Here is an 18,006-nt window from a genome sequence, read left to right as displayed (position 1 = left end):
GCTTGCGCATCGGCCAGGACAGCAGCATCGACAGCAGGCCGAGCGGCGCGGCGGCCAGCGCGGCGAGCGCCCGGCGCCCGTGGAAGCGGGCGGCGGAGCGGCGCAGGGCCTTCGAGCGGGCCTTCTCCCGGGCGCGGGCCTGGGCCTGGGCCTGGCGGATCCGGGCCTTCTCCCGGATGCCCGCCACCCGCCGGTCCACCCGGCCCTGGGCCTTGGCGTCCTGGACCAGGCGGCGGCCCTGGCGGCGGCGCTCCATCCGGTCGCCGATCCGGCCGCGTGCCGGGGCGCCGGCGGTGCTGACCCGCCCGGCGGCGTGGGCGCCCCGGGTCCGCTGCTGGGCGGCGGCCTCCTGCTGGCGGCGGGCCTTGGCCTCGCGCTTCGCCTCGCGGCGGGCGTCGGCGACCTGGCGGCGGGCGGCGGTCTGCTCGGTGCGCTGCTGGCGCCGGGGCTGAGCCGCGGCCTCGGTCCGGGCCTGGCGGACGGCCTGGGCGTGCTGGCGGGCCGCGCCGAGTCCGGCCCGGGTGCCGGCCGCAGCGAGCCCACCGGTGCGGGTGGCCGCCGTGCTGGCGGTGCGGGCGGCCGGGACGGCGCCCTTGCGCAGCGAGACGGCCGGAGACCCGCCCTGTCGTCCGATCGCGCCATGGCGGGGCGTCAGGAGCCCGGTGCTGCGGTGCCCGGCGGTCTGCCCGGACCCGGCACGGCTGGCCGCGTCCCGGCGGGCCGTCTGGACCCGGCCGCCCCGCTGGCCTCCGCCCCGGTTGGCAGCGCGGGAGCGGGGGGCGCGGGCGACGGCCGCCACGGTGGCGGCGGTGGCCAGCACGGCGGCGGTGACGATGGCTCCGGCGGGGCCGGTGGCCAGTCCGGCCGACGACACGGCGGTGACCGCCGAGCCGGTGCCGATGGTCAGCGCCGGGACGGCCGGGATGCCGCCCCGGGTGGGCGACTTGGCCACCGGGGCCTTGGCGGCCGGGGTGGAGGTGGTCTCCTCCTCCGGCTGGAGCGGGGGAGCCGGGACGTAGATCGAGTCGTCCTCCGGCTGGTTCTGGTCGGCGCTGGTCACGCCCGGTTGTGGCGTCTGGGGAGCGGCGTTCATGCTGTCCGTGCCTCCTTGGATCTGACGGGAGGTCAGGTCCCGGCGGGCGAAGCCTTGAACCGAGCCCGCCGGGGCCGTGGTGCGCAGGGTGTGATTGTTGCTGTGCGGTGTGTCAGCGGGAAGTGGATTCCGCGGCCCGCTGGATCCAGCTCGCCACGGTGGCGAAGGTGCCCCACTCGAACTCGTCGGCCAGGGCGGTGAGCACGCGCTCGTCGTGGTCGCCGAGCTGGACTCCGGCCTGGCTGAGCACCGCGCGCAGGATCAGCTGGCGGTCTCGGCCGGTGGTGAGGTGCTGGCCGGTGGCGCGGAAGCGCGGGTCGGCGGGGGCCCGGTCGAGCGGCCCGGTCGGGATCAGCAGGGCGGAGAGCTGGCGGTCCGGGTTGGTCGCGGGCTTCCACCCGGGGACCAGCTCGCGGACCAGGCCGTAGATGACGTGCTCGGGCTGGCCCAGCAGGCCGGCCGCGCTCATCAGCTGGTTGGCCTCGGTGGCGGCGGCCTTGAGGCTGGTCTCGGCGCCGGGGTGGTTCGGGTCGGCGAAGACCGCCTCGGTGGTGCTGTGCAGGCGCAGGAACGCGCGGATGGCGGCTTCGGTGGTGGCGTCCACGGCGGGAATCCCCTTGGGAGAGCGGTTGGTGCGCGGGGCGGACGGACGCCCGCCCCGCCGGTCGTCGGTGATCAGCTTGAGCTGACCGGGGCCTGTCAGGTGCGGTGTTTGCGCATCTCTCGGTCGAGCGACTCCGCCTTGAAGGGCGCGCCGACCAGCGAGGGGAGCAGCAGCTCCAGCTGGCCCCGGTCGGTGACCCCGCCGGTCATCAGGACCTGGACGGCGGTGGCCAGGCTGAGCCGACCGCCCTGCTCGGGCACTCGCTCCTCGGGCGGCTGCGGACGGCCCTCCCCCGGGTGCGGGCGGTTGACCTGGGCGGATACGGCCGCGTCCGGATGTCCGGACGGCACCCGACCGGCCATCGCGGCCTGCCAGACCTCCTGGATCGACCAGCCGTTGGCACGGGCGGCCTCCAGCGCGGCGACGGTCTGCGGGGTCGCCTCGGTGCCGTGCTCGGAGTCGGCGAGGATCGCCTCGGCCGCGCGGCCGAGCGTCTGCGGGGTGCGGACCGGCTCGGGCTCGGCCTCCAGCAGTTCGACCGCCGGCGGGGTGGTGAACCCGGCGTTCTCCATCGCCAGCAGCTCGGCGGCGGCGTTCTGCTCGACCTTGCGGACCTGGCGGCGGGTGGAGGCCAGCGCCAGCGCGGTGTACGCCCGGCTCTTCTCGGCGGCCACCAGGGCCTGGTCGTCGGCGGACAGGTCGCGGTCGATGTGCTGGAGCACGCCGAGCCACAGCACCTTGGCGAACAGCGAGACGCCAGCGCCGATGATGGCGGCGGCCCAGCTGTGCATCATCAGCACGCCGTGCGCGCCGATCGACAGCATGGTCGCCACCAGCAGGCCCCAGCCGAGCGAGCGGGGGAAGGCCCGCTTGCGCGGCTCGTAGCGGGCCATCCACTCCAGGATCAGGCAGACCGCCCACGCCACGTCGAAGATCGAGGCGGCGGCGTAACCGACCCCGCCCTTGAGCAGCGAGCCGATGCTGACGGTGGACCAGGTGACGGAGACCAGGGTCAGCGCGAGCACCAGGGTGACCACGGCCCGGATGGCGATCTGGTCCCAGTCGCGGGGGAGGACCGGCACCCGGACCTCCTCGGTGCGGGTGATCGGCGTGCCGTTGGCGTGCACCGCCTGCACCTGGCGCTTCTCGATGCGGTAGTTCACAGCGCACCGCCCGTCTCGCCAGCGAGGTCGGCGGTGATCTGCTCGGACAGCGCGGTGAGCTGGCGGCTGAGCTCCGCCATCTGGGTCGCGGCCTGGCCGGCGGCCTCGGCCGCGGCGGCACCCTTGGCGGCGATGGCGGCGAGCGCCTGCCGGGACTGCTCGGGGGACGACGCCCCCGTGACGGTACGATCCATGGCGGATCGGCCTCCCTGGTCAAGTCAGGAACGGGCTGGTCAAGGCCCTGGGCCGGTGTGCAACCACCGACCCGGGGCCGTCTTGCTGAGGACGACGCTACAGCAAAGTTCCCCCGGGAACAACACTTCTGGATCGGAGTTCTTTGCCGTATCCTCGGGACATGGTTGAGATCCCGGAAGAGCAGCAGGCCGCCACGCTCAAGGCACTCGCGCAGGTCGTCCACGACCGCAACAAGGTCGTCGCCGAGTGGGACGAGAAGGTGAAGGCGGCGGCGGTGACGGCGGTGAAGGCCGGCAACGTCCGCACCCGCGTCCGCGAGCTGTGCGAGGTCTCGCCGAAGACGCTGTACGCCTGGCTCAAGTCGGCGGGCCTACCCGTCCGCCCGTACAAGCCACGCTCCGGCTGACGACCCCTACCGACCAGCGCGAGGCCCGGCACCAGGTGGTGCCGGGCCTTCGCCGTTCCTGCCGCCGGAGGGTGCTCCGGCTCGCGTCACCGAGATGCCTCCGGCGGGCCACCTCCAAGGGGGTGGGCCCCGGTGATCTTGGTGTCTTCCCCTGAGTGGGTGGTGCGGGCCGGTGCAAGCGGGTGATCCCTCGGTGGACGCCTCCGAACCCTGCCACGGGCCGGCGGCACCGCTCGGCCAAGCCCGGCCGACAACTTTCACCCGCTCCGCAAGCTCCGCGGCTGAAACTTCCCGGCCGGGTCGGTCGCCTTGGCGGCGACCGAGCCGAACGGCACCACCACCCCGTGGCCACCACCGCGAGCCGCCCACCGAGGGATCACCCGCTGCCCCACCCCTCTGGGGTTCAGGACGATGGCCGGCCTTCGCGGCGAACGGTGGGGGTCGTCACCACGACCCCCCGGACGATCCCGGCCTGCACGGCGACGGCCTGGTCCTCGCCGCCGGGCCGAGCGAGCCGCGACGGCCCGGCGCCCGGCGCAGCCGACCACCAGGGCGAGCAGCGGGAACACCAGGTGCTGCCGGAGCCGCAAGCGCAACTTCCCCCGGGCCATCGAGGCCCGGGGGAAGTTGTCGGCCCTATGGACAACCGGATGTCCATGACCTGACCTGCGCGAACGCCTCCGGCCGCCGGTGGGCTGAGGCAACCCCAGCGGCAAGCCCGAGTAGCAAGCCCGAGAAGCCACCCCGAGTAGCAGGCGCCAGAAGCAACCTGCAGAAGCAACCGGCCGACGGTCAGAACAGGGTCGGCTCGGCGGCCGGCATCGGCGCGGCAGCAGGACCCCTGCCCCGCGACCGGACCCCCTCTGTTTCGGGACGTCCCGAAATGGAGGGGGTCCCGGCCAGCGTTCGGGTGATGGCGGCCGACACCGCCCGGTCCGTTCGGCGACCCTCCTTGGCGCGCTGCCGGTGGGAGGGTCGGCAGTGCTTCGGCCGCCGACCGGTGGGCTTCGGCCGGCGGAACTCCTCGCCGCACCAGGCGCAGCGCAGCAGCTCGCCGTCTTCGTCGCTCATGCCGCCATCCTGCCCGGCCTGGTCGGTCAGCCGGTCGTGCACCCGGCGACGGCCAGGGCCTCGGTGATGACCTCCCGCTCCCGCTCGGTGAAAGGCCGGCTGCTGTCCCACTCGTTGCGCGGGTCGTAGCCCCACAGCACGACCGGGCCGCGCGTCGCCTGGGCGCCCGCCGGGTCGAGACCCGCGACGTGGGCGAGCACCGCGACGGCGTGTGGGTTCTCCGGGAACTCCTCCGGCATCAGCAGCGCGCAGTCGGACATGGAGATCCGCAGGCCCAGCGAGGCGTCGGTGAGGAAGGCGCGGCCGACGCCGTAGTTGCCGAGCGCCTTCTCGGCGACGGTCTTGTCCGCGACCCACTCGGCGCGGCCGTCGGGGTGGATCAGGATCGAGGTGTGAGCAGTCATGCGCCGACCGTAGCGGTCGGCGGCGACAGCACGGACCCGAATCCGGGAGCGCAGGTCACCCGCCGAACGGCTGGACCGGCCGCCCGCGCCGGAGCCGGAGGCGGTCCAGCGAGAGGACCACCGCCAGCTCCCGCTCCTCGACCTCCGGCTGCACCTGGTCCTCGACCACGGGCAGCGGTGGCAGCTCCTCCGGCCGCGGCTTGCGGTGCTGGCGCTTCGCCACCGGCGGCACCACCGGCGGCGCCTCTCCCCTCGGCCGCCGATGCCGCCCGCTGCCCTCCGGCTCCACCCAGGCCGCCGACCCCGTCACCGCCGGCCCCCGCCATCCGAAAACCTCAGCGCCACCGACCCGCGCCGCTCCCCCGGCCTCGACTCCCCGACCGCCCTGCTACTGAACACCAGCCTCGCCCACGTCTTCATGCCCAGCCCAACGACCGCCCCGCCCGCCCGGCACCCATCTCGCCACACCATGTGCATTACCTGACGAAGATCACGGACCGCAGACCAGACACCTCTTGCAGATGCTCTGACCACCGAACGACCGGACGACGATCACACCCTTGCATCATCACCCGAAGGAAGATCAACAAGGCTGACTGCCCACTCCTATGCATCACGACGCGACGGCCCGTTTTCCATGATCGAAATCGACCACACCTCATGCACTACGAGCTGACCCGGGGGCGCCGGCCTCGGCGTGGCCACCGGGGAGCGGCGGGCGGCGGCGCTCATCATCGGCGGCATGGACTACGTCGATCGGCTCGCGGCCGAACTCTCGGAGACCGCGCTCGACCCGCGGCTGGTGCGGCTGGTCGACGCCGTCCTCGACTCGCCCGGCGGTGCCCAGGTGCTCGCTTCCCTGGACCGGATCGCGGCCGGAGAGGGGTCCACAGGGAAGTTGTCGGCGTCCCAGACCGGTACCGCCGACCCCCTTGTCCCGCAGGTCAGGCCCCTTGTCCGCGCCGACGGAGCCGACCTTCCAAGGGAACTCCGTACGGAACTCGAAAGGGAACTCGGTACGACACTCCAAACGGAACTCGGTACGGAACCCCAAACGGAACCTTGATCATCCGGCGGGAGGACCAAGGTATCGTCACCTCACGGTGACGATACGGGCCGCTCTCGGGCGGCCCTTTCTGCTGTCCGGCGAGGCCCCGACGGTGGTCCGGCAGGGCGCTGGTGGGCGGTGCTTCCCGGCGCGAACGACGGGCCGGGCGAACGCACGGGATGCGCGCCGGGGAGTGCCGACCGGGGCCGGGGCCCCGGGGCGGCAAGCGCCCGGGTACCACCGGAGCCGGGCCGTCGGCCGTGACGGCTACCGGCCTCGGCCGCGGCCCCGGTCGCGCGGGTCGTAGCCCTGCGGCGGGCGCGGCGGCTGCTTTCCGGCGGCGGGGCCGGCCTTCTTCGGTGGCGTGCGCCTGGGCGACGTGGTGGTGCTCTTCCCCTGGGCGGCGCGGGCCCGGATCGCGGCGGCGACCTGGTCGCGGACCTGGTGCTCGGCGGCGGCCTGGTCGGCCGGGAGACCGGTGCGGCGCTGCTGTTCGGCGAGCGCCTGGTCAAGCTGCTGGCGGGCCTGGGCGACGGCGACCCGGGCGGCCTGGGCGGCGGGGGCGTGGTCGATCAGGCGAAGCCGGGCGAGCTTCGCGTCCTCGGCGCGGGCGGCGGCGTCCTCGCGCTTCCACCCCTTGTCCAGGGCCTCCAGCGCGGCGGCGTACGTCGTGCCGCCGGTGCCGGCCGGGGCGAGGGACTCGGCCACCGCGAGCACCCGGGCGGCCTCGCGGTCCAGGCGCACCGCCTCGCGCTCGGCCCGCTCGGCGAACTCGAGCGCGGTCTTCGCCATGCCCTCCTCGGTGCGCTTCGAGGCGGGCAGCCTCCAGCGCTGGGCGGCGCGCTTGGTGGCCTCGGTGGCGACCTTGCGGGCGGCCTCGGCGGCCTTGCGCTGCTCGGCGGCGGCGGTGGTCTGGGCGGTCGCCTCGGTCTCGTAGCCGACTGCCTGGGAGAGCGCGGCGTGGCGCTCCAGCAGGCGCTGGCGGACCGGGCCGGTCGTCACCCCGGAGGCGATCCCGTCCAGGCGCATCGACGTCGCCGCCTCGGCGGCCGACGTGTGCTCCCGGGTGTCCAGGGTGTTCGTCAGGGTGACCACGCTCGACCTCAGCTCCTGGTCGCCGAGCAGGCCGAACGGGAGGCGGCGCAGCTGGTCGACCAGGGCCTCGGTCTGCTCGCGGGCGGCGCGCTCGCGCATCGTGCCGAGCAGCTGCGCGGCGGGGTCCGCGGCGCGCTCTTCCTCCACCGTACGACCGGGCGCGGTGGTGGGCGCCGGCGTCTCGGCCGGTGGCTCCAGCACGGGCCGGAGCTTCTGCCAGGCGAGATCCCGGGCGGTCTTCGACGCGGTGATCCAGACCTGCTGGCCGTCGGCGTCGAGCCAGGCCGGGACGGAGAACGAGTACCCGTTCATCCGGCCGGTGGTCTTCGCCTCGTTGGCCTTGAAGTCGATGCCGCGGCGGGCCAGCTCCGCCTCGAAGGCCGGCCTTCCCCGCCCAGCGGCGGCGTCGCGCGCGGCCCAGACCTCGCGGCGGATCAGGTCGCGCTCGGGCTCGGCGGCGCCGCGCTTCACCGAGGCGGCCCGCTCCTGGCCGCTGACCTGCGGGGCGTTGCGGTTCGACCGCTCGGAGGCGTCGACCAGGCGGTGCTTCTTCTCCAGCGCCCGGACGATCGGCATGGACTTGATGAAGTCGCCGTGGTCATCGACGGTGCGGCCGTCCCAGCCGATCCTGACCACGGTCAGGTGGATGTGGTCCTGGCCGTGGCGCACGGCGACCCACGGGCAGGCCCCGAAGCCCATCCGGGCGATGTACTCCTCGGCGATGGCGGCGAACTGGGTGTCGGCGAGCACGCCGTCCTCGTCCGGCAGCGAGAGGCTGCACCGCCAGATGGGCTGCTTGAGGTCGCGCTGCTTGAGGTGGGTGTCCATCAGCCGGCCGACCTGGCGCCAGGTGCCGGGCACCGATCCGGCGACGATCCGGGCGTCCTTGTGTTCGTCGCGGCGGCCGGGCCCGAAGTCGTAGGCCAGGGCCGGGCGGGCCTTCTTCCCCTTGGTGATCTTGGCGATCACGCGTCCGGGTCCTCCGGCTCCGCCTGGTCCTCGCCGTCCTCGGGCTCCAGGTCGAGCGGCTTCATTCCGCGGATCACCAGCGCGGCGTCGCCGACCGCCTCGATGGCGGCGGCCAGGCGCTGGTGCAGCTCCGGCGGCACCGAGCCGGAGACGTTGGCCTGGTAGGCGATCTGGTTGAGGTTGTTGCCGATCGCGGCGAGCTGGCCGAACACCAGGTGGTTCACCTCGGGGACCGCCGGCTGTTCGCCGAGCCCGGGTCGGCCGAGCGCGTCGTTCACCGCGGCGCGGATCCAGGCGCCGAACTCCTTGCGGCCGGACTCGGCGAACGCCTCCGACCAGAGCGCCTGCTCGGCGTCGGAGAGGTTCACGGTGTGCCGGTGGTCGCGCTTGCCCGCGCTGGTCAGTCGGCCGCCTCGGGCTGGCACGTCGGTCACCTCTCGTCGCTCGCGGATGCCGAGCACGGCGCCCTCGGCGCCGGGCCGGCCGGGCCGGTCGCCGCCAAGGCGGCGCGGCCCCTTCCCGACCCCGAAGCGTAGCGAGGGGCGGGCGAGCAGGATCAAGCGCAGCGCCGATCCCTAGCTCGCTCCCGACTCATCTGCCGTGCTGTTCAGATGCCCTCTGACCTGGGTCGGGAGGGCTCTGGCGGCTCCTGACCGAGCGTCGGTCACCCTCGCGCACGGGCCCCTCGGGCCCGTGCTCCGGCGCTCGCGCCGGAGGGAGCGGCCACCCGGGTCAGCCGGCTGACGGCGCCTGGTCCCCCGGCGTCCGCTCCGGGCGAACGGCGAGCGGGCGGCGGCCGGTCGGCGCGGTCGGGCGCTCGACCGCCGGCGGATCCGCGGCGGCGGTCAGCTCGGCGGCGGTCCGGCCGGGGCGGCGGGGCGGCTCGGCGACGGCCTGGTGCTCCGGGTCGTAGCCGGGGCCGAGCGGGCGGCGGGCGCTCACAGGCCGAACGCCGCGCCGGGCCGGACGGCGGGGCGGGCGGGCGAGTGGCCGCACGCGCCCATGGCCGAGAGCTTCGTCCAGCGGCTGCTGATCTGCTCGAAGTTGTCGACCAGCCCGGCGAAGGCCGGCTTCGTCCGGCGAAGCTCGGCTGCCCACTGCCCGGTCAGCTCGCGTCCGTCGACCAGGAGCTGGCCGTCGGCGCCGATCGCGTCGGAGAGCACTGAGCCGTCGGGGATGACCCGGTAGTTCACGTCGGTGCCGTCCTCCATCAGCCCGGCCTCGATGGCGCGGTCCCAGGCGAGCTGCAGCCGCTGCATCTCCTGCTGCGTCATGGGGTGGTCTCGCTCTCTCACTCGTGCGGGTGGGTGGGGTGGGGCAGCTCGGCTTGACCGGCGAGCCGTTGCTCTCGCTCCAGCTCGGCCTGGTCCGCCTCGTACTCGGCGATGCGGGCTTGGCGCTCCAGCTCCTCGCGGCGGGCGAGAACCCGGGCGTACAGCGCCTCCTGGGCCTCCGCCAGTTCCTCGGCGGTGGCGATGCGGACGTGGTTGCGTCGCCCGCCGAGCCCTTCGACCAGGTCCGCGACGGAGTCGTAGCACTCCGACTCGATGATCTCCTTGATGTCCATCTCGGCGTCGGCGTTGACCACCACGGTGTTCGCGTCGGCGGTGATGACGACGCCACCGGTCAGCGGGGCCTTGTCCGGCTCGTAGACGTACAGCAGGTCGGACTCCTCGGAGTCGTCGCCGACCATGTCGACGTGGCCGCGCAGGCCCCGGGTCCACTCGATCGCGCGGCGACCGGCGAGGGCCTGCTCGTACTCCCACCACCAGGCCCGGCACTGTTCGACGGTGCCGTAGCCCTCGGCCTCGCGGGGGTCGAGCCCGCCGACCTCGATGTCCCAGAGCCGGTACAGCATCTGGAACGGCGTCATGGTCTTCCGGCCCCGGCCGGTCTTGCTGCTGGCGTTGGCGGTCTCCAGCGCGGCGCCGCCGGCGGCGTCCAGGTCGCCCTTGACCGAGTCGGACGGCGGCTTCCCGTCCTGGACCTTGGTCAGGTACTCCAGCAGGGCCTTGTCGTCGGCGGACCGGATGATGTGGACGGTGACCCCGTGGCCCTTGCCCTTGCACTTGCAGCCCGGGATCTGGCAGTCGGTGGACGGCTCGAAGCTGGGGTCCGCCTTGCGCAGGGCGCTGGTCCACAGGCCGCGCAGCCAGTCCTCCCACTCCTCCAGCGCCTGTTCGGTGGGCTCGAAGTGGCCGGTCACCTGGCCCTTGGCCGGGGTGCCGTCGAGCTGGCCGCCCAGGAACCCGAGGAGGTTCATGTGCGGGTGCCAGCCGTTCTTCTGGCTCCGCGTGACCTCGGAGGCCCGGACCATGCCGACGTAGCCGATCCGGTGGCGGATGCCCGGGGTGGCCGGCCGGACCGAGGTGCCGATCGAGCCGTCCTTGCGGGTCCAGGTGCGGGTGGCCTCGTTGCGGCCGTAGAAGGCCGGGTCGGTGAGCAGGCGCTGGTAGGCGCCGGGTGCGCGGCGGGCCCGGCCGGAACGGTCGCGGACCGCCTCGCCGTCGTCGTCGGTCATCGCCTCGCCCCACATCGCGGCGGCGAGGTGGGCCAGGGCGGTGTTGCGGTTGTGGCGGGCGGTCAGCACCACGAAGGCGAGGATGCCGCCCTTGGCGAGCCAGCGGAGCGCGCCGGTCTTGACCTCCTCGGTCCGGCCCCGGCGGATCGAGGAGCTGCACTCGGGGCAGAACCAGATCCGCCCGCAGCGGACCAGGCCGAGCGTGACGGCGTAGCCCTTGGTGGACCGGGCGTGGATCACGCCGGTGTCCGGGTCAAGGACCCGCTTCCCGCAGCCCGCGCAAGCGCCGTGCTGGGAGATGCGGTTGAGCACCTTCCGGCCCTGCCAGCGGCGGACCGGAGGCGGCACCGGCTTGCGGCGGGTGGCCGCCTCGGCGACCCGAGCAGCCGTGTCCTCGCCGAGCCCGGCAGACCCCGACGGGGAAAACTCTGTCAACCCATTACCAAGCTGGCCGCCTTCGGCGCCCGAAAAGCCGGTCTGACCTGCGAAAACGTCCGAATCGAATCCGGACGCGTCGCCGCCCGAAATGATGCGCTTTGCCCGCTTCCGACAGGCGTCGCTGCACCAGGTCTTGGTCCGGCCGCTGCTGGCGTTGGTGATCCGCTTGCGGCACAGCCCGCAGCGCGGGCGCTTCGGCGCTCGGGCGGGCGGGACGGAGGGCTCGGGGGTGCCGGTCGGCACCTCGCTCCGGGCCTCCGTGATCTTGGTGCGCGAACGACCGGCGGCGCCGGAGGGCTCGACCGCAGGGGCGGGAGCCGCGTCGGGCGCGGTGGCCGAAATCTCTTGGGTGGGTGTTGCGCCGATGTCGGCGCTACCCATTACCCTGGGCGTCAATGGGTTGGGTCCTCGTGTGTAATCGCGGCGAGCGAATTCTTTAGGGACCTGATCCACAGAGAGGCCGAGGGGTGCAACCCTCGGTCTCTTGCTTTTCAGGCTGGTTGAGATCATGCCGTACTGGTGCGGTCAACGGGACGCACCGCGCGGAAGTTCTCGATGTGACCTAGAAGACCATCGAAGGCCGGTCCCCCGTCCACGGGGACCGGCCCTCGCTGTTTCTGCTGGTGGGTCAGGTGGTGGCGACCGGCGGGGCCGGGTGGACCTCCAGCCACTCGCGCGGGTTGAACGGGGCGGTCTCGCCCTCGCACCCGGCGTCGGCCCGCACGAAGTAGAGCAGCGGGCGAAGGCCGGCGGTCTTGGCGTTCTCCGGCTGGTCGGCGAGGACGTGGCCGGTGATGGCGTACTCGCGGCCGACGATCCGCACGTCCTGGTCGAGCAGGTACGACCAGTCGATGCCGGACGGCTGGGGGTAGAGCGCCGAGCAGTACGGGGCGTTGTGCTTGCGGAAGTCGAAGCGCCCGTCCGGGAATTGGAGCCCGCACTTCGCGCAGCGGGTGTAGTCGGCGCTCTCGCGGCGCTCCAACTCGCAGGAGTAGCAGGCCGGGTCGGCCTCCTCGTGCTCGTACAGGTGGTTCTCGTGCTCGCGGACGCCGGCGTAGTCGTCGTCCTCGCCGCAGTAGCAGCCGTCACAGCTCATGCAGCCCGCGCACGCGGCGCAGGCCGAGCCGCGGTGGTGGCCGCAGACCGGGTTCACGTCGTCGGTGGCGGTGAAGGTGGCCGGGACGGCCGCGCCGGTGTGGCGCCAGACCTGGAGGTCCTCGTGGGCCATGGGTCAGCCCTCCTTCGTGGCCAGCGCGCGGACCGCGTCCGCCAGGATCTGGGCGTGGTCGAAGGCCAGCGGCGGCAGCTTGTCCAGCGGGTGCCACTCGGCCGTGGCCGCGTCGTCGCCGGCCACCGCCGTCACGCCGGAGGCCACCTCCAGCAGGTAGGAGACGGTGACCACCCGGCCGCGCGGGTCGCGGTCGGGGTCGGTGTAGGCGTTCACCTGGACCAGCTCCTCCGGCATCGCCACGATGCCGGTCTCCTCCTCCAGCTCGCGCGCCGCGGCCCGGTCGCACCGCTCGCCCTGGTCCACGTAGCCGCCCGGCAAGGCCCACGACCCCTTGTGCGGCTCGTCCGCGCGCTGGATCAGCAGCACCCGGTCGTCGGTGCGGATCACCACGATGTCGGCGGTGAGCCAGGGCCGCTCGCTGCCCCAGTCGGTCTCGGTCTCGGTCACGGTCTCGGTCATCAGATTCCCTCCGGGTGGTGGCGGTCGTGGTCGAAGGCGTCGTCGGCGGTGAACGGCGCGGTGTCGTCGGTGAACCCCTCGTACGCCTCGCCCGGGTGGTCGGCGAGGTACCAGCCGCAGCGGCGGCACCACTCGTTGTCGCCGACGTAGTCGTAGGCGTCGCAGGGCTCGGGGAGGTTCGGGACCTCGGTGCGGTGGTCGAAGTTGGGCACCGGGCCGAGCCAGGCCGGGTACTCCTGGCGGACGTACGGGCGGGCGCTGGGGTCCCACTCCGGGGAGTTCGGGCCGATCGGGCCGAGCCCACCGCCGAGCAGCCGGTCGAGCTGCAGCAGCTCGTGCGCGCGGCTGGCGGCCTCGGCGACGTCGGCCTCGGCGCCGGTGTCCAGGGCGAGCCGGTCGGTGAGGGCGGCGACGCGCAGCCGGTACTCGCGCTCCGGCCGCAGCCGCCACCACTCCCTGGTGCCGTACGTGACGGGCTCGGTCGGCAGGGTGCTGCCCTGGGTGGTCAGCTCGATCTGGAGCCGGGTGAGCTGGGCGGCCTCGACCAGGGCCTCGGGGGCGTTGGCGTAAGCCTCGGCCGGGGCCGGGGCGTCGAAGCCCCGGCCGGTCGTCGGGTCGGGGCTCACGCCTCGGTCTCCGCGTCGTCGTCGTCCGGGGTGGACACGGCGCCCATGTTGTAGAGCCAGCCGCCGGCCTCGGCGAGCGCGAGGCTGAGCGGACCGCCCGGGGTGCCCCACTCGTCGCGGTTCGGCGGCTCGGTGATCCCGACGGCCTCGCGGAGCGCGGTGACCACCTTGGTCACCGGCTCGGCCGGGTCGCGGCCGTCCTCCATCCGCACGGCGCCGGCCTGCTGCTGCTTCTCCAGGTGGTGGATCAGCTGCTCGAAGGTCTGCGGCAGCCGGTCGACCATCTCCATCAGGGCCCGGACCGCGCTGCTGATCTCGGGCGCGGTCATCTCGCTGGCGTTCAGGGTGTCGTGGTTGAGCTGGCGGATCGCCTCGGCGGCCTGGCGGGCGGCGGCGTACGGCGCGTTGTTCTTCGTCATGGTGCTGATCCTCTCGGCTGGGCCCGACGGTTCGGGTCGGTTTGTGGTGAAGTCGCCTGCTACAGCAGGGCGATCAGCAGCGCGGCGGGGAGCAGGCCGAGCCCGACGTGGGCGGCCTGGTCGACGTGGGCGGCGCCGCCGTGGGCGAGGAAGTCCTCCTGACCGGTGTTCTCCATCCACCACCGCACTCCGCGGCGGCGGTCGATGACGCTGTGGCTGATGCCGATCCAGGCGAGGCCGGCCACCAGGCCGGGCGCGCTGGGGTGCTCGCCGAGCGCGAGCCACCCGGCCAGCAGCAGCACCACGGCGGTGATGCCGACGTGGGTGGCCGAGTGGATCAGGTTCTCGTACCAGCCGTGGTGGTGGTGGCCGTTCTCGTCGGTCCACCCGGCCTTGCGGCTGGCCTGGCGGTCGGTCTGGCCGGGGTAGTCCGCGAGCCAGTGGCAGGTGAGCAGGAGCAGGAAGACGGTGGCGAACACGGTGGTGGTCTCCTTCGGCGTGGTGGTCAGCGGGTGGCGAGGGCGGCGGCGGCGATCAGCGCGTCGGCGGTGCGGACCGCCTCGGCGCGGGCGACCTCCAGGAACCCCTGGTGCTCGGCGCCCCGGATCGCGTAGGCGGCGGTGACGGCGGCCTGGGCGGCACCGGCCAGCTCGGGGACGAGGATCGAGAGCGTGGCGTGCGGGGCGGTGACGGCCGCCCGGGTCTCGTGGCTCCGGGTCCGGGCGGCCTTGTAGGCCGGGGAGTCGGCGCCCTCGTTGAGCCGGATCTCCTCGCGCCGGACCATCGCCAGGCGGTGGTCGGCGAGCGCGACCGCGAGGCCGGTGACGGCCTGGACCCGCTCGGCGCGGCGGGCCTCACGAAGGCCGGCGGTGCGGTCGGCGCGGGTGGCCCGCTGCTGGATCAGACCGGCCGTGACGGCTCCGGCCAGCGTGCCGATGATCGTGATGATGCTCTGCCACATGGTGGCTCTCCCCTCCGGGTTGGACCGCTTCTGCGGTGCTGCACACGCTACCCGAAAAGTACCCCGGGGAACAACAGTCATTCCCGAGAGTTCGAATCGGAGGGGCCGCGTCCGGCCCGGACAGCGCGGTGCCCGGGTCGGCGGCGGCCGACCCGGGCACTGGTGGTTCATCACTCTTGGTTGTTGTCGTTGTTGTTGTCGTCGTTGTTGTTCGGGCTGTTCTTGCTGGTTGACAGTCCCGCGCCCCCGGGGGAGGGGTGTCCCTTCCCGGGGGCGACAACAACAACGATCACTCTGCGTTGGTGCTGTAGGCGACGTGGCCACCGGCTCCGCGGGTGCGGATCCGGCTCTCGCGGGCGGCCTTAGCGAGCGCGCCGGAGAGGGCGGGGCGGGTCACCGCGACGTCCTTCGGCAGCCGCTCCAGCACCTGGCTGGTGGACAGCCAGGTGTCCGGCCCGGCGGCGGCGAGCACCGCCAGGGCGGCGGCGAACCAGTCGGCGTCACCGGCGGCGGGCTCCGGCCGGGGCGCCTGCTGGCCGCCGCGGCTGTGGAGGTTGAGGCTGCGGCGCAGGACCGGCTTGCCGTCCTCGCCGGTGCTGTCGGTCGGCGCGGCCGGCGGGTCCAGGCTCTTGAGGAAGAGCTCCATCTCCCGCTCCATCTCGGTCCGCTCCTCCGGGGTGACCCCGGCGGTCCCGGCCGGGCGGGAGAACAGCTTCGGCGCCTGGCGGACCGAGCCGCCGGCGGTCGGCGCCGACCCGGGCGCGGTCCCGGCCGGGGCGGAGCCGCTGGTCTGCTCGGCGAGCCACGGGGTGCGCTCGGCGCTCCAGCGCGAGGCGTACGCCGCTCCGGCGGCCTGGACGGAGACCTGGTCCAGGCGCGGGCGGATCCGGTCGGTGGCCAGGCAGACCTCGCGGGCGAAGCTCGGGCTGGTCTTCCAGGTGCGGAACGGCTGCGGGGCGAAGCCGCCCTCGCCGCCGGCACCGATGACGCCGGAGCCCTTCGCCCGGAGCTGGCGCGGGTCCAGGCCCCGGACGGTGCCGAAGAGCTTGCTCACCCCGGCGCCGTCCTGGTCGGTCGCGGTGAGCGCGGCGCGGACCGAGGCGTGCTTCTTGATCACGGTGTCGCCGATGCTGGCGAGGTTGCCGTCGGTGGCGGTGAGGATGGTGCGCACGCCCGCCTCGCGGTCGGTCCGCATGATCCGCTTGATCCGCTCGCGGATGCTGACCATCAGCGGGTCGCGGCTGGTGCTGGCCAGGGCCTCCACGCCCTCGTCCACCACGATGATGATCTCGGGGAGTTGGGCGCTGACCGGCAGCAGGCCGCGCAGGTCCTGCTGGATGGCCAGGTGGCGGTACGCGGGGATGCGGGCGTCGGAGATGGTCTCGGCGGCGGCGAGCATCAGCTCGGCCTCTTCCGGGGTGCCGGCCACCCAGTCGATCGCGGGGCGGGTGGACTCGCCGCTGGTGAACGTCTGGAGCCAGTCCAGGAAGGCGCCGCCGCGCTTGCCCAGGTCGATGCCCCACACGACGACGTCCACGCAGCGGAGCATGCCCGCGAGCACGGCGTCGAGCAGGGTGGTCTTGCCGGATCCGGGCGGACCGAGGATCAGGCCGCACGCCTCGCGCAGGTAGACGTAGACCAGCTCCCCGACCCGGCTCAGACCCCACGGGATGCCGGTGAGCACCGACAGCGGCGAGTAGTCCTGGGGGTAGGTCTGCACCTCGGCACTGGTGTCGCGCAGGTCGATGTCGAGGATGGCGTGGCCCTGGACGCCCGCGCCGGTGACGCGGACCAGGCAGCCGACCGGGAGCCGGGCGGCCTGGGCGAGGGTGGAGGCGTGGCCCTGGAGGGTGGCCAGGGTGTAGCCGAGCGGCAGCTCGACCTCGATGCCGAAGCCGGAGCCGTCGGGGCGGCGCTCGAAGCCGCCGGTCCAGCGGACGCCCTGCTGGCGGGTGACGTGCCGGATCAGCGCCATCCACTGCTTGGCCAGCTCGCGGTCTGCGGTCTCCAGCTCCTTGGCGGCGGCTTCGGCCTCCTGGGACAGCCGCTCTTCCTCGGCGGCCTCCTCCTGGACCTCGGCGTGGTGCAGCGCGCTGCCGACCCCGATGGTGGAGGCGGCCAGGGCGCCGGCCGCGACCCACCAGCCGGTCGGGGACCAGGTGGTGGGGTTGGTGGCGATGACCGCGCTGGTCCACCCGGAGGCCAGCAGCCAGGCGGTGGCCCGGGTGACGATCGTCGGCCGGGACAGCCGCTGCCGCAGGCCCTGGACTCCGCCGTGGGCGACGGCGCCGACCGCGCCGACCGCCAGCGGCAGCGCGGCGGGCAGGCCGGTCCAGGAACCGAGGCTGGCGACGGCGGTGGCGGTGGTGGCCATGGCCAGCGGGGCGCTGACCGGGCCGTGGCCGGCCACCCAGTCCACCGGGATCCCGCGGTGGCGCGGCTTGGCCGGGGCCTTGGGCTCCTTGGTCTCCTTCTGCATGGTGATGGTCTGCTCAGGCGCGGTGCTGGTCATGCTGGCCTCTCCTCTCGGGGTTGGAGCCGGGGCCTCGGCGAGGCCCCGGCGCGGTGGTCGGGCGCGGTCAGACGTCCTCTTCGACGTCGTTGTTGCGGGTGACGTCCCACATCTCCTCGCCGACGCGCGGGTCCTCCAGCCGCTGGATCTCCGGCTCGTGCTTCTTCTTGAAGACCTCGGCGACCTCCGAGGCGGCGTCGGCCGCCTTCACCAGCAGGCCGTAGACCTCCATCAGGGAGTCGGTGACGGCCGGGTCGAGCGGGGCCTCCTCGGGGGAGAGCCGCTCGGCGACCACGCCGAAGGTGTTGGCGATGTAGGTGATGGCGTCCGGCATGGTCTCGATGGACCGCAGGACGGCGAGCATGCCGCTGATCTCGCCCTGCTGGGCCTGGGTGTGCATGTCCTCGGCCGCGCCGCGGAAGTCGAACAGGCCCATGAGGTCTCCCTGGTAGATGCTGGCGGCGTCGGCCGCCGGGGTGGTGGTGTCGGTGTCGAGCGGTGCGTCCGAGACGCGGTCGAGCTTGCGCAGCTGGACGGTGTCCTCCTCGGCCTGGGCGGCCGGCTGCTGCTGGTCCTGGGCGGCGGCCTGGTCGGCGTCCTGGTGGACCTGCTGGTCGCGCTGCTGGCGGGCGGTCAGCGCGGCGCCGACCAGGCGCCGGTAGACCCGCCGGCCCCACTGCGGGGAGGCCAGGCCGAGCTTGCGCATCGGCCAGGACAGCAGCATCGACAGCAGGCCGAGCGGCGCGGCGGCCAGCGCGGCGAGCGCCCGGCGCCCGTGGAAGCGGGCGGCG

At 74.0% G+C, this 18,006-nt stretch carries 21 protein-coding genes and 1 pseudogene; 2 read left to right on the top strand and 20 right to left on the bottom strand.

Annotated features, from left to right (window positions below; genetic code table 11):
* From ACIRD3_RS39790 to ACIRD3_RS39775, 4 genes and pseudogenes are all read right to left on the bottom strand, one after another.
* A pseudogene (locus ACIRD3_RS39790) lies at nucleotides 1–1,093 on the bottom strand (hypothetical protein); the annotation flags it as partial.
* Between the two features lie 112 nt (nucleotides 1,094–1,205).
* Complete coding sequence (locus tag ACIRD3_RS39785; RefSeq protein ID WP_402226866.1) at nucleotides 1,206–1,697, bottom strand: hypothetical protein; 492 nt, start codon at nucleotides 1,695–1,697, stop codon at nucleotides 1,206–1,208.
* 95 nt (nucleotides 1,698–1,792) lie between these two features.
* Entirely contained in the window at nucleotides 1,793–2,860 is a 1,068-nt protein-coding gene (locus ACIRD3_RS39780) for a hypothetical protein (RefSeq protein ID WP_402226864.1), read from the bottom strand.
* Nucleotides 2,857–3,054, bottom strand: a complete 198-nt coding sequence (locus ACIRD3_RS39775) for a hypothetical protein (RefSeq protein WP_402226861.1) — start codon at nucleotides 3,052–3,054, stop codon at nucleotides 2,857–2,859. The genes ACIRD3_RS39780 and ACIRD3_RS39775 overlap by 4 nt, the downstream gene beginning before the upstream one ends.
* 161 nt (nucleotides 3,055–3,215) lie before the next feature.
* Here ACIRD3_RS39775 and ACIRD3_RS39770 point away from each other — a divergent pair, with 161 nt between their 5' ends.
* The gene (locus ACIRD3_RS39770; protein WP_402226858.1) at nucleotides 3,216–3,461 is read left to right on the top strand and encodes a hypothetical protein; all 246 of its coding nucleotides are present in this window, start codon (nucleotides 3,216–3,218) and stop codon (nucleotides 3,459–3,461) included.
* Nucleotides 3,462–4,558: 1,097 nt separating this feature from the next.
* Here the strand turns inward: ACIRD3_RS39770 and ACIRD3_RS39765 are convergent.
* Nucleotides 4,559–4,936 (bottom strand): hypothetical protein, encoded by a 378-nt coding sequence (locus tag ACIRD3_RS39765; protein WP_402226855.1) that lies wholly within the window; start codon nucleotides 4,934–4,936, stop codon nucleotides 4,559–4,561.
* A gap of 55 nt (nucleotides 4,937–4,991) precedes the next feature.
* Nucleotides 4,992–5,159 carry a hypothetical protein gene (locus tag ACIRD3_RS39760; protein WP_402226852.1) on the bottom strand — a complete coding sequence of 56 codons (168 nt, stop codon included), beginning with the start codon at nucleotides 5,157–5,159 and terminating at the stop codon, nucleotides 4,992–4,994.
* A gap of 519 nt (nucleotides 5,160–5,678) precedes the next feature.
* Here ACIRD3_RS39760 and ACIRD3_RS39755 point away from each other — a divergent pair.
* Entirely contained in the window at nucleotides 5,679–6,002 is a 324-nt protein-coding gene (locus ACIRD3_RS39755; protein WP_402226850.1) for a hypothetical protein, read from the top strand.
* Nucleotides 6,003–6,251: 249 nt separating this feature from the next.
* Here the strand turns inward: ACIRD3_RS39755 and ACIRD3_RS39750 are convergent, their stop codons facing one another.
* The 14 genes from ACIRD3_RS39750 to ACIRD3_RS39685 all read right to left on the bottom strand — a co-directional run.
* On the bottom strand, nucleotides 6,252–8,048 hold the full coding sequence (locus tag ACIRD3_RS39750; protein ID WP_402226847.1) for a relaxase/mobilization nuclease domain-containing protein: 1,797 nt from the start codon (nucleotides 8,046–8,048) through the stop codon (nucleotides 6,252–6,254).
* Nucleotides 8,045–8,473 (bottom strand): plasmid mobilization relaxosome protein MobC, encoded by a 429-nt coding sequence (mobC, locus tag ACIRD3_RS39745; RefSeq protein WP_402226845.1) that lies wholly within the window; start codon nucleotides 8,471–8,473, stop codon nucleotides 8,045–8,047. The genes ACIRD3_RS39750 and mobC overlap by 4 nt, the downstream gene beginning before the upstream one ends.
* 307 nt (nucleotides 8,474–8,780) lie before the next feature.
* Nucleotides 8,781–8,990: a hypothetical protein gene (locus ACIRD3_RS39740; RefSeq protein WP_402226842.1), complete on the bottom strand. Its 210-nt coding sequence runs from the start codon at nucleotides 8,988–8,990 to the stop codon at nucleotides 8,781–8,783.
* On the bottom strand, nucleotides 8,987–9,322 hold the full coding sequence (locus ACIRD3_RS39735) for a hypothetical protein (protein WP_402226839.1): 336 nt from the start codon (nucleotides 9,320–9,322) through the stop codon (nucleotides 8,987–8,989). Before ACIRD3_RS39735 ends, ACIRD3_RS39740 begins: the two co-directional genes overlap by 4 nt.
* 17 nt (nucleotides 9,323–9,339) lie before the next feature.
* Entirely contained in the window at nucleotides 9,340–11,004 is a 1,665-nt protein-coding gene (locus tag ACIRD3_RS39730) for a replication protein (RefSeq protein WP_402226837.1), read from the bottom strand.
* 631 nt (nucleotides 11,005–11,635) lie between these two features.
* Nucleotides 11,636–12,235: a hypothetical protein gene (locus ACIRD3_RS39725; RefSeq protein ID WP_402226835.1), complete on the bottom strand. Its 600-nt coding sequence runs from the start codon at nucleotides 12,233–12,235 to the stop codon at nucleotides 11,636–11,638.
* Nucleotides 12,236–12,238: 3 nt separating this feature from the next.
* Nucleotides 12,239–12,697 (bottom strand): NUDIX domain-containing protein, encoded by a 459-nt coding sequence (locus ACIRD3_RS39720; protein ID WP_402226832.1) that lies wholly within the window; start codon nucleotides 12,695–12,697, stop codon nucleotides 12,239–12,241.
* Nucleotides 12,697–13,323, bottom strand: a complete 627-nt coding sequence (locus ACIRD3_RS39715) for a hypothetical protein (RefSeq protein ID WP_402226830.1) — start codon at nucleotides 13,321–13,323, stop codon at nucleotides 12,697–12,699. Before ACIRD3_RS39715 ends, ACIRD3_RS39720 begins: the two co-directional genes overlap by 1 nt.
* On the bottom strand, nucleotides 13,320–13,742 hold the full coding sequence (locus tag ACIRD3_RS39710) for a hypothetical protein (RefSeq protein ID WP_402226828.1): 423 nt from the start codon (nucleotides 13,740–13,742) through the stop codon (nucleotides 13,320–13,322). Before ACIRD3_RS39710 ends, ACIRD3_RS39715 begins: the two co-directional genes overlap by 4 nt.
* 59 nt (nucleotides 13,743–13,801) lie before the next feature.
* A complete protein-coding gene (locus ACIRD3_RS39705; protein ID WP_402226825.1) occupies nucleotides 13,802–14,221 on the bottom strand; it encodes a DUF3307 domain-containing protein in 420 nt (139 codons plus the stop codon).
* Nucleotides 14,222–14,247: 26 nt separating this feature from the next.
* On the bottom strand, nucleotides 14,248–14,703 hold the full coding sequence (locus ACIRD3_RS39700) for a protein kilB (RefSeq protein ID WP_402226823.1): 456 nt from the start codon (nucleotides 14,701–14,703) through the stop codon (nucleotides 14,248–14,250).
* A gap of 170 nt (nucleotides 14,704–14,873) precedes the next feature.
* Entirely contained in the window at nucleotides 14,874–14,996 is a 123-nt protein-coding gene (locus ACIRD3_RS39695) for a hypothetical protein (RefSeq protein WP_402226820.1), read from the bottom strand.
* The gene (locus ACIRD3_RS39690; RefSeq protein ID WP_402226818.1) at nucleotides 14,993–17,215 is read right to left on the bottom strand and encodes a hypothetical protein; all 2,223 of its coding nucleotides are present in this window, start codon (nucleotides 17,213–17,215) and stop codon (nucleotides 14,993–14,995) included. The genes ACIRD3_RS39695 and ACIRD3_RS39690 overlap by 4 nt, the downstream gene beginning before the upstream one ends.
* A gap of 67 nt (nucleotides 17,216–17,282) precedes the next feature.
* Nucleotides 17,283–18,006 (bottom strand): hypothetical protein (locus ACIRD3_RS39685; protein ID WP_402226815.1); only part of this gene is annotated, 724 nt, incomplete at its 5' end.

Source organism: Kitasatospora sp. NPDC093550, assembly GCF_044764985.1.
In the GTDB taxonomy this organism is placed as follows: domain Bacteria; phylum Actinomycetota; class Actinomycetes; order Streptomycetales; family Streptomycetaceae; genus Kitasatospora.
This window is presented reverse-complemented; position numbering and strand designations above follow the sequence as displayed.

Excerpts from the sequence above, each read along its gene's own strand:
- ACIRD3_RS39775 (WP_402226861.1), bottom strand. The coding sequence starts at position 3,054 with ATGGATCGTACCGTCACGGGGGCGTCGTCCCCCGAGCAGTCCCGGCAG.
- ACIRD3_RS39770 (WP_402226858.1), top strand. The coding sequence starts at position 3,216 with ATGGTTGAGATCCCGGAAGAGCAGCAGGCCGCCACGCTCAAGGCACTC.
- ACIRD3_RS39765 (WP_402226855.1), bottom strand. The coding sequence starts at position 4,936 with ATGACTGCTCACACCTCGATCCTGATCCACCCCGACGGCCGCGCCGAG.
- ACIRD3_RS39755 (WP_402226850.1), top strand. The coding sequence starts at position 5,679 with ATGGACTACGTCGATCGGCTCGCGGCCGAACTCTCGGAGACCGCGCTC.
- ACIRD3_RS39735 (WP_402226839.1), bottom strand. The coding sequence starts at position 9,322 with ATGACGCAGCAGGAGATGCAGCGGCTGCAGCTCGCCTGGGACCGCGCC.
- ACIRD3_RS39725 (WP_402226835.1), bottom strand. The coding sequence starts at position 12,235 with ATGGCCCACGAGGACCTCCAGGTCTGGCGCCACACCGGCGCGGCCGTC.
- ACIRD3_RS39720 (WP_402226832.1), bottom strand. The coding sequence starts at position 12,697 with ATGACCGAGACCGTGACCGAGACCGAGACCGACTGGGGCAGCGAGCGG.
- ACIRD3_RS39710 (WP_402226828.1), bottom strand. The coding sequence starts at position 13,742 with ATGACGAAGAACAACGCGCCGTACGCCGCCGCCCGCCAGGCCGCCGAG.
- ACIRD3_RS39700 (WP_402226823.1), bottom strand. The coding sequence starts at position 14,703 with ATGTGGCAGAGCATCATCACGATCATCGGCACGCTGGCCGGAGCCGTC.
- ACIRD3_RS39690 (WP_402226818.1), bottom strand. The coding sequence starts at position 17,215 with ATGACCAGCACCGCGCCTGAGCAGACCATCACCATGCAGAAGGAGACC.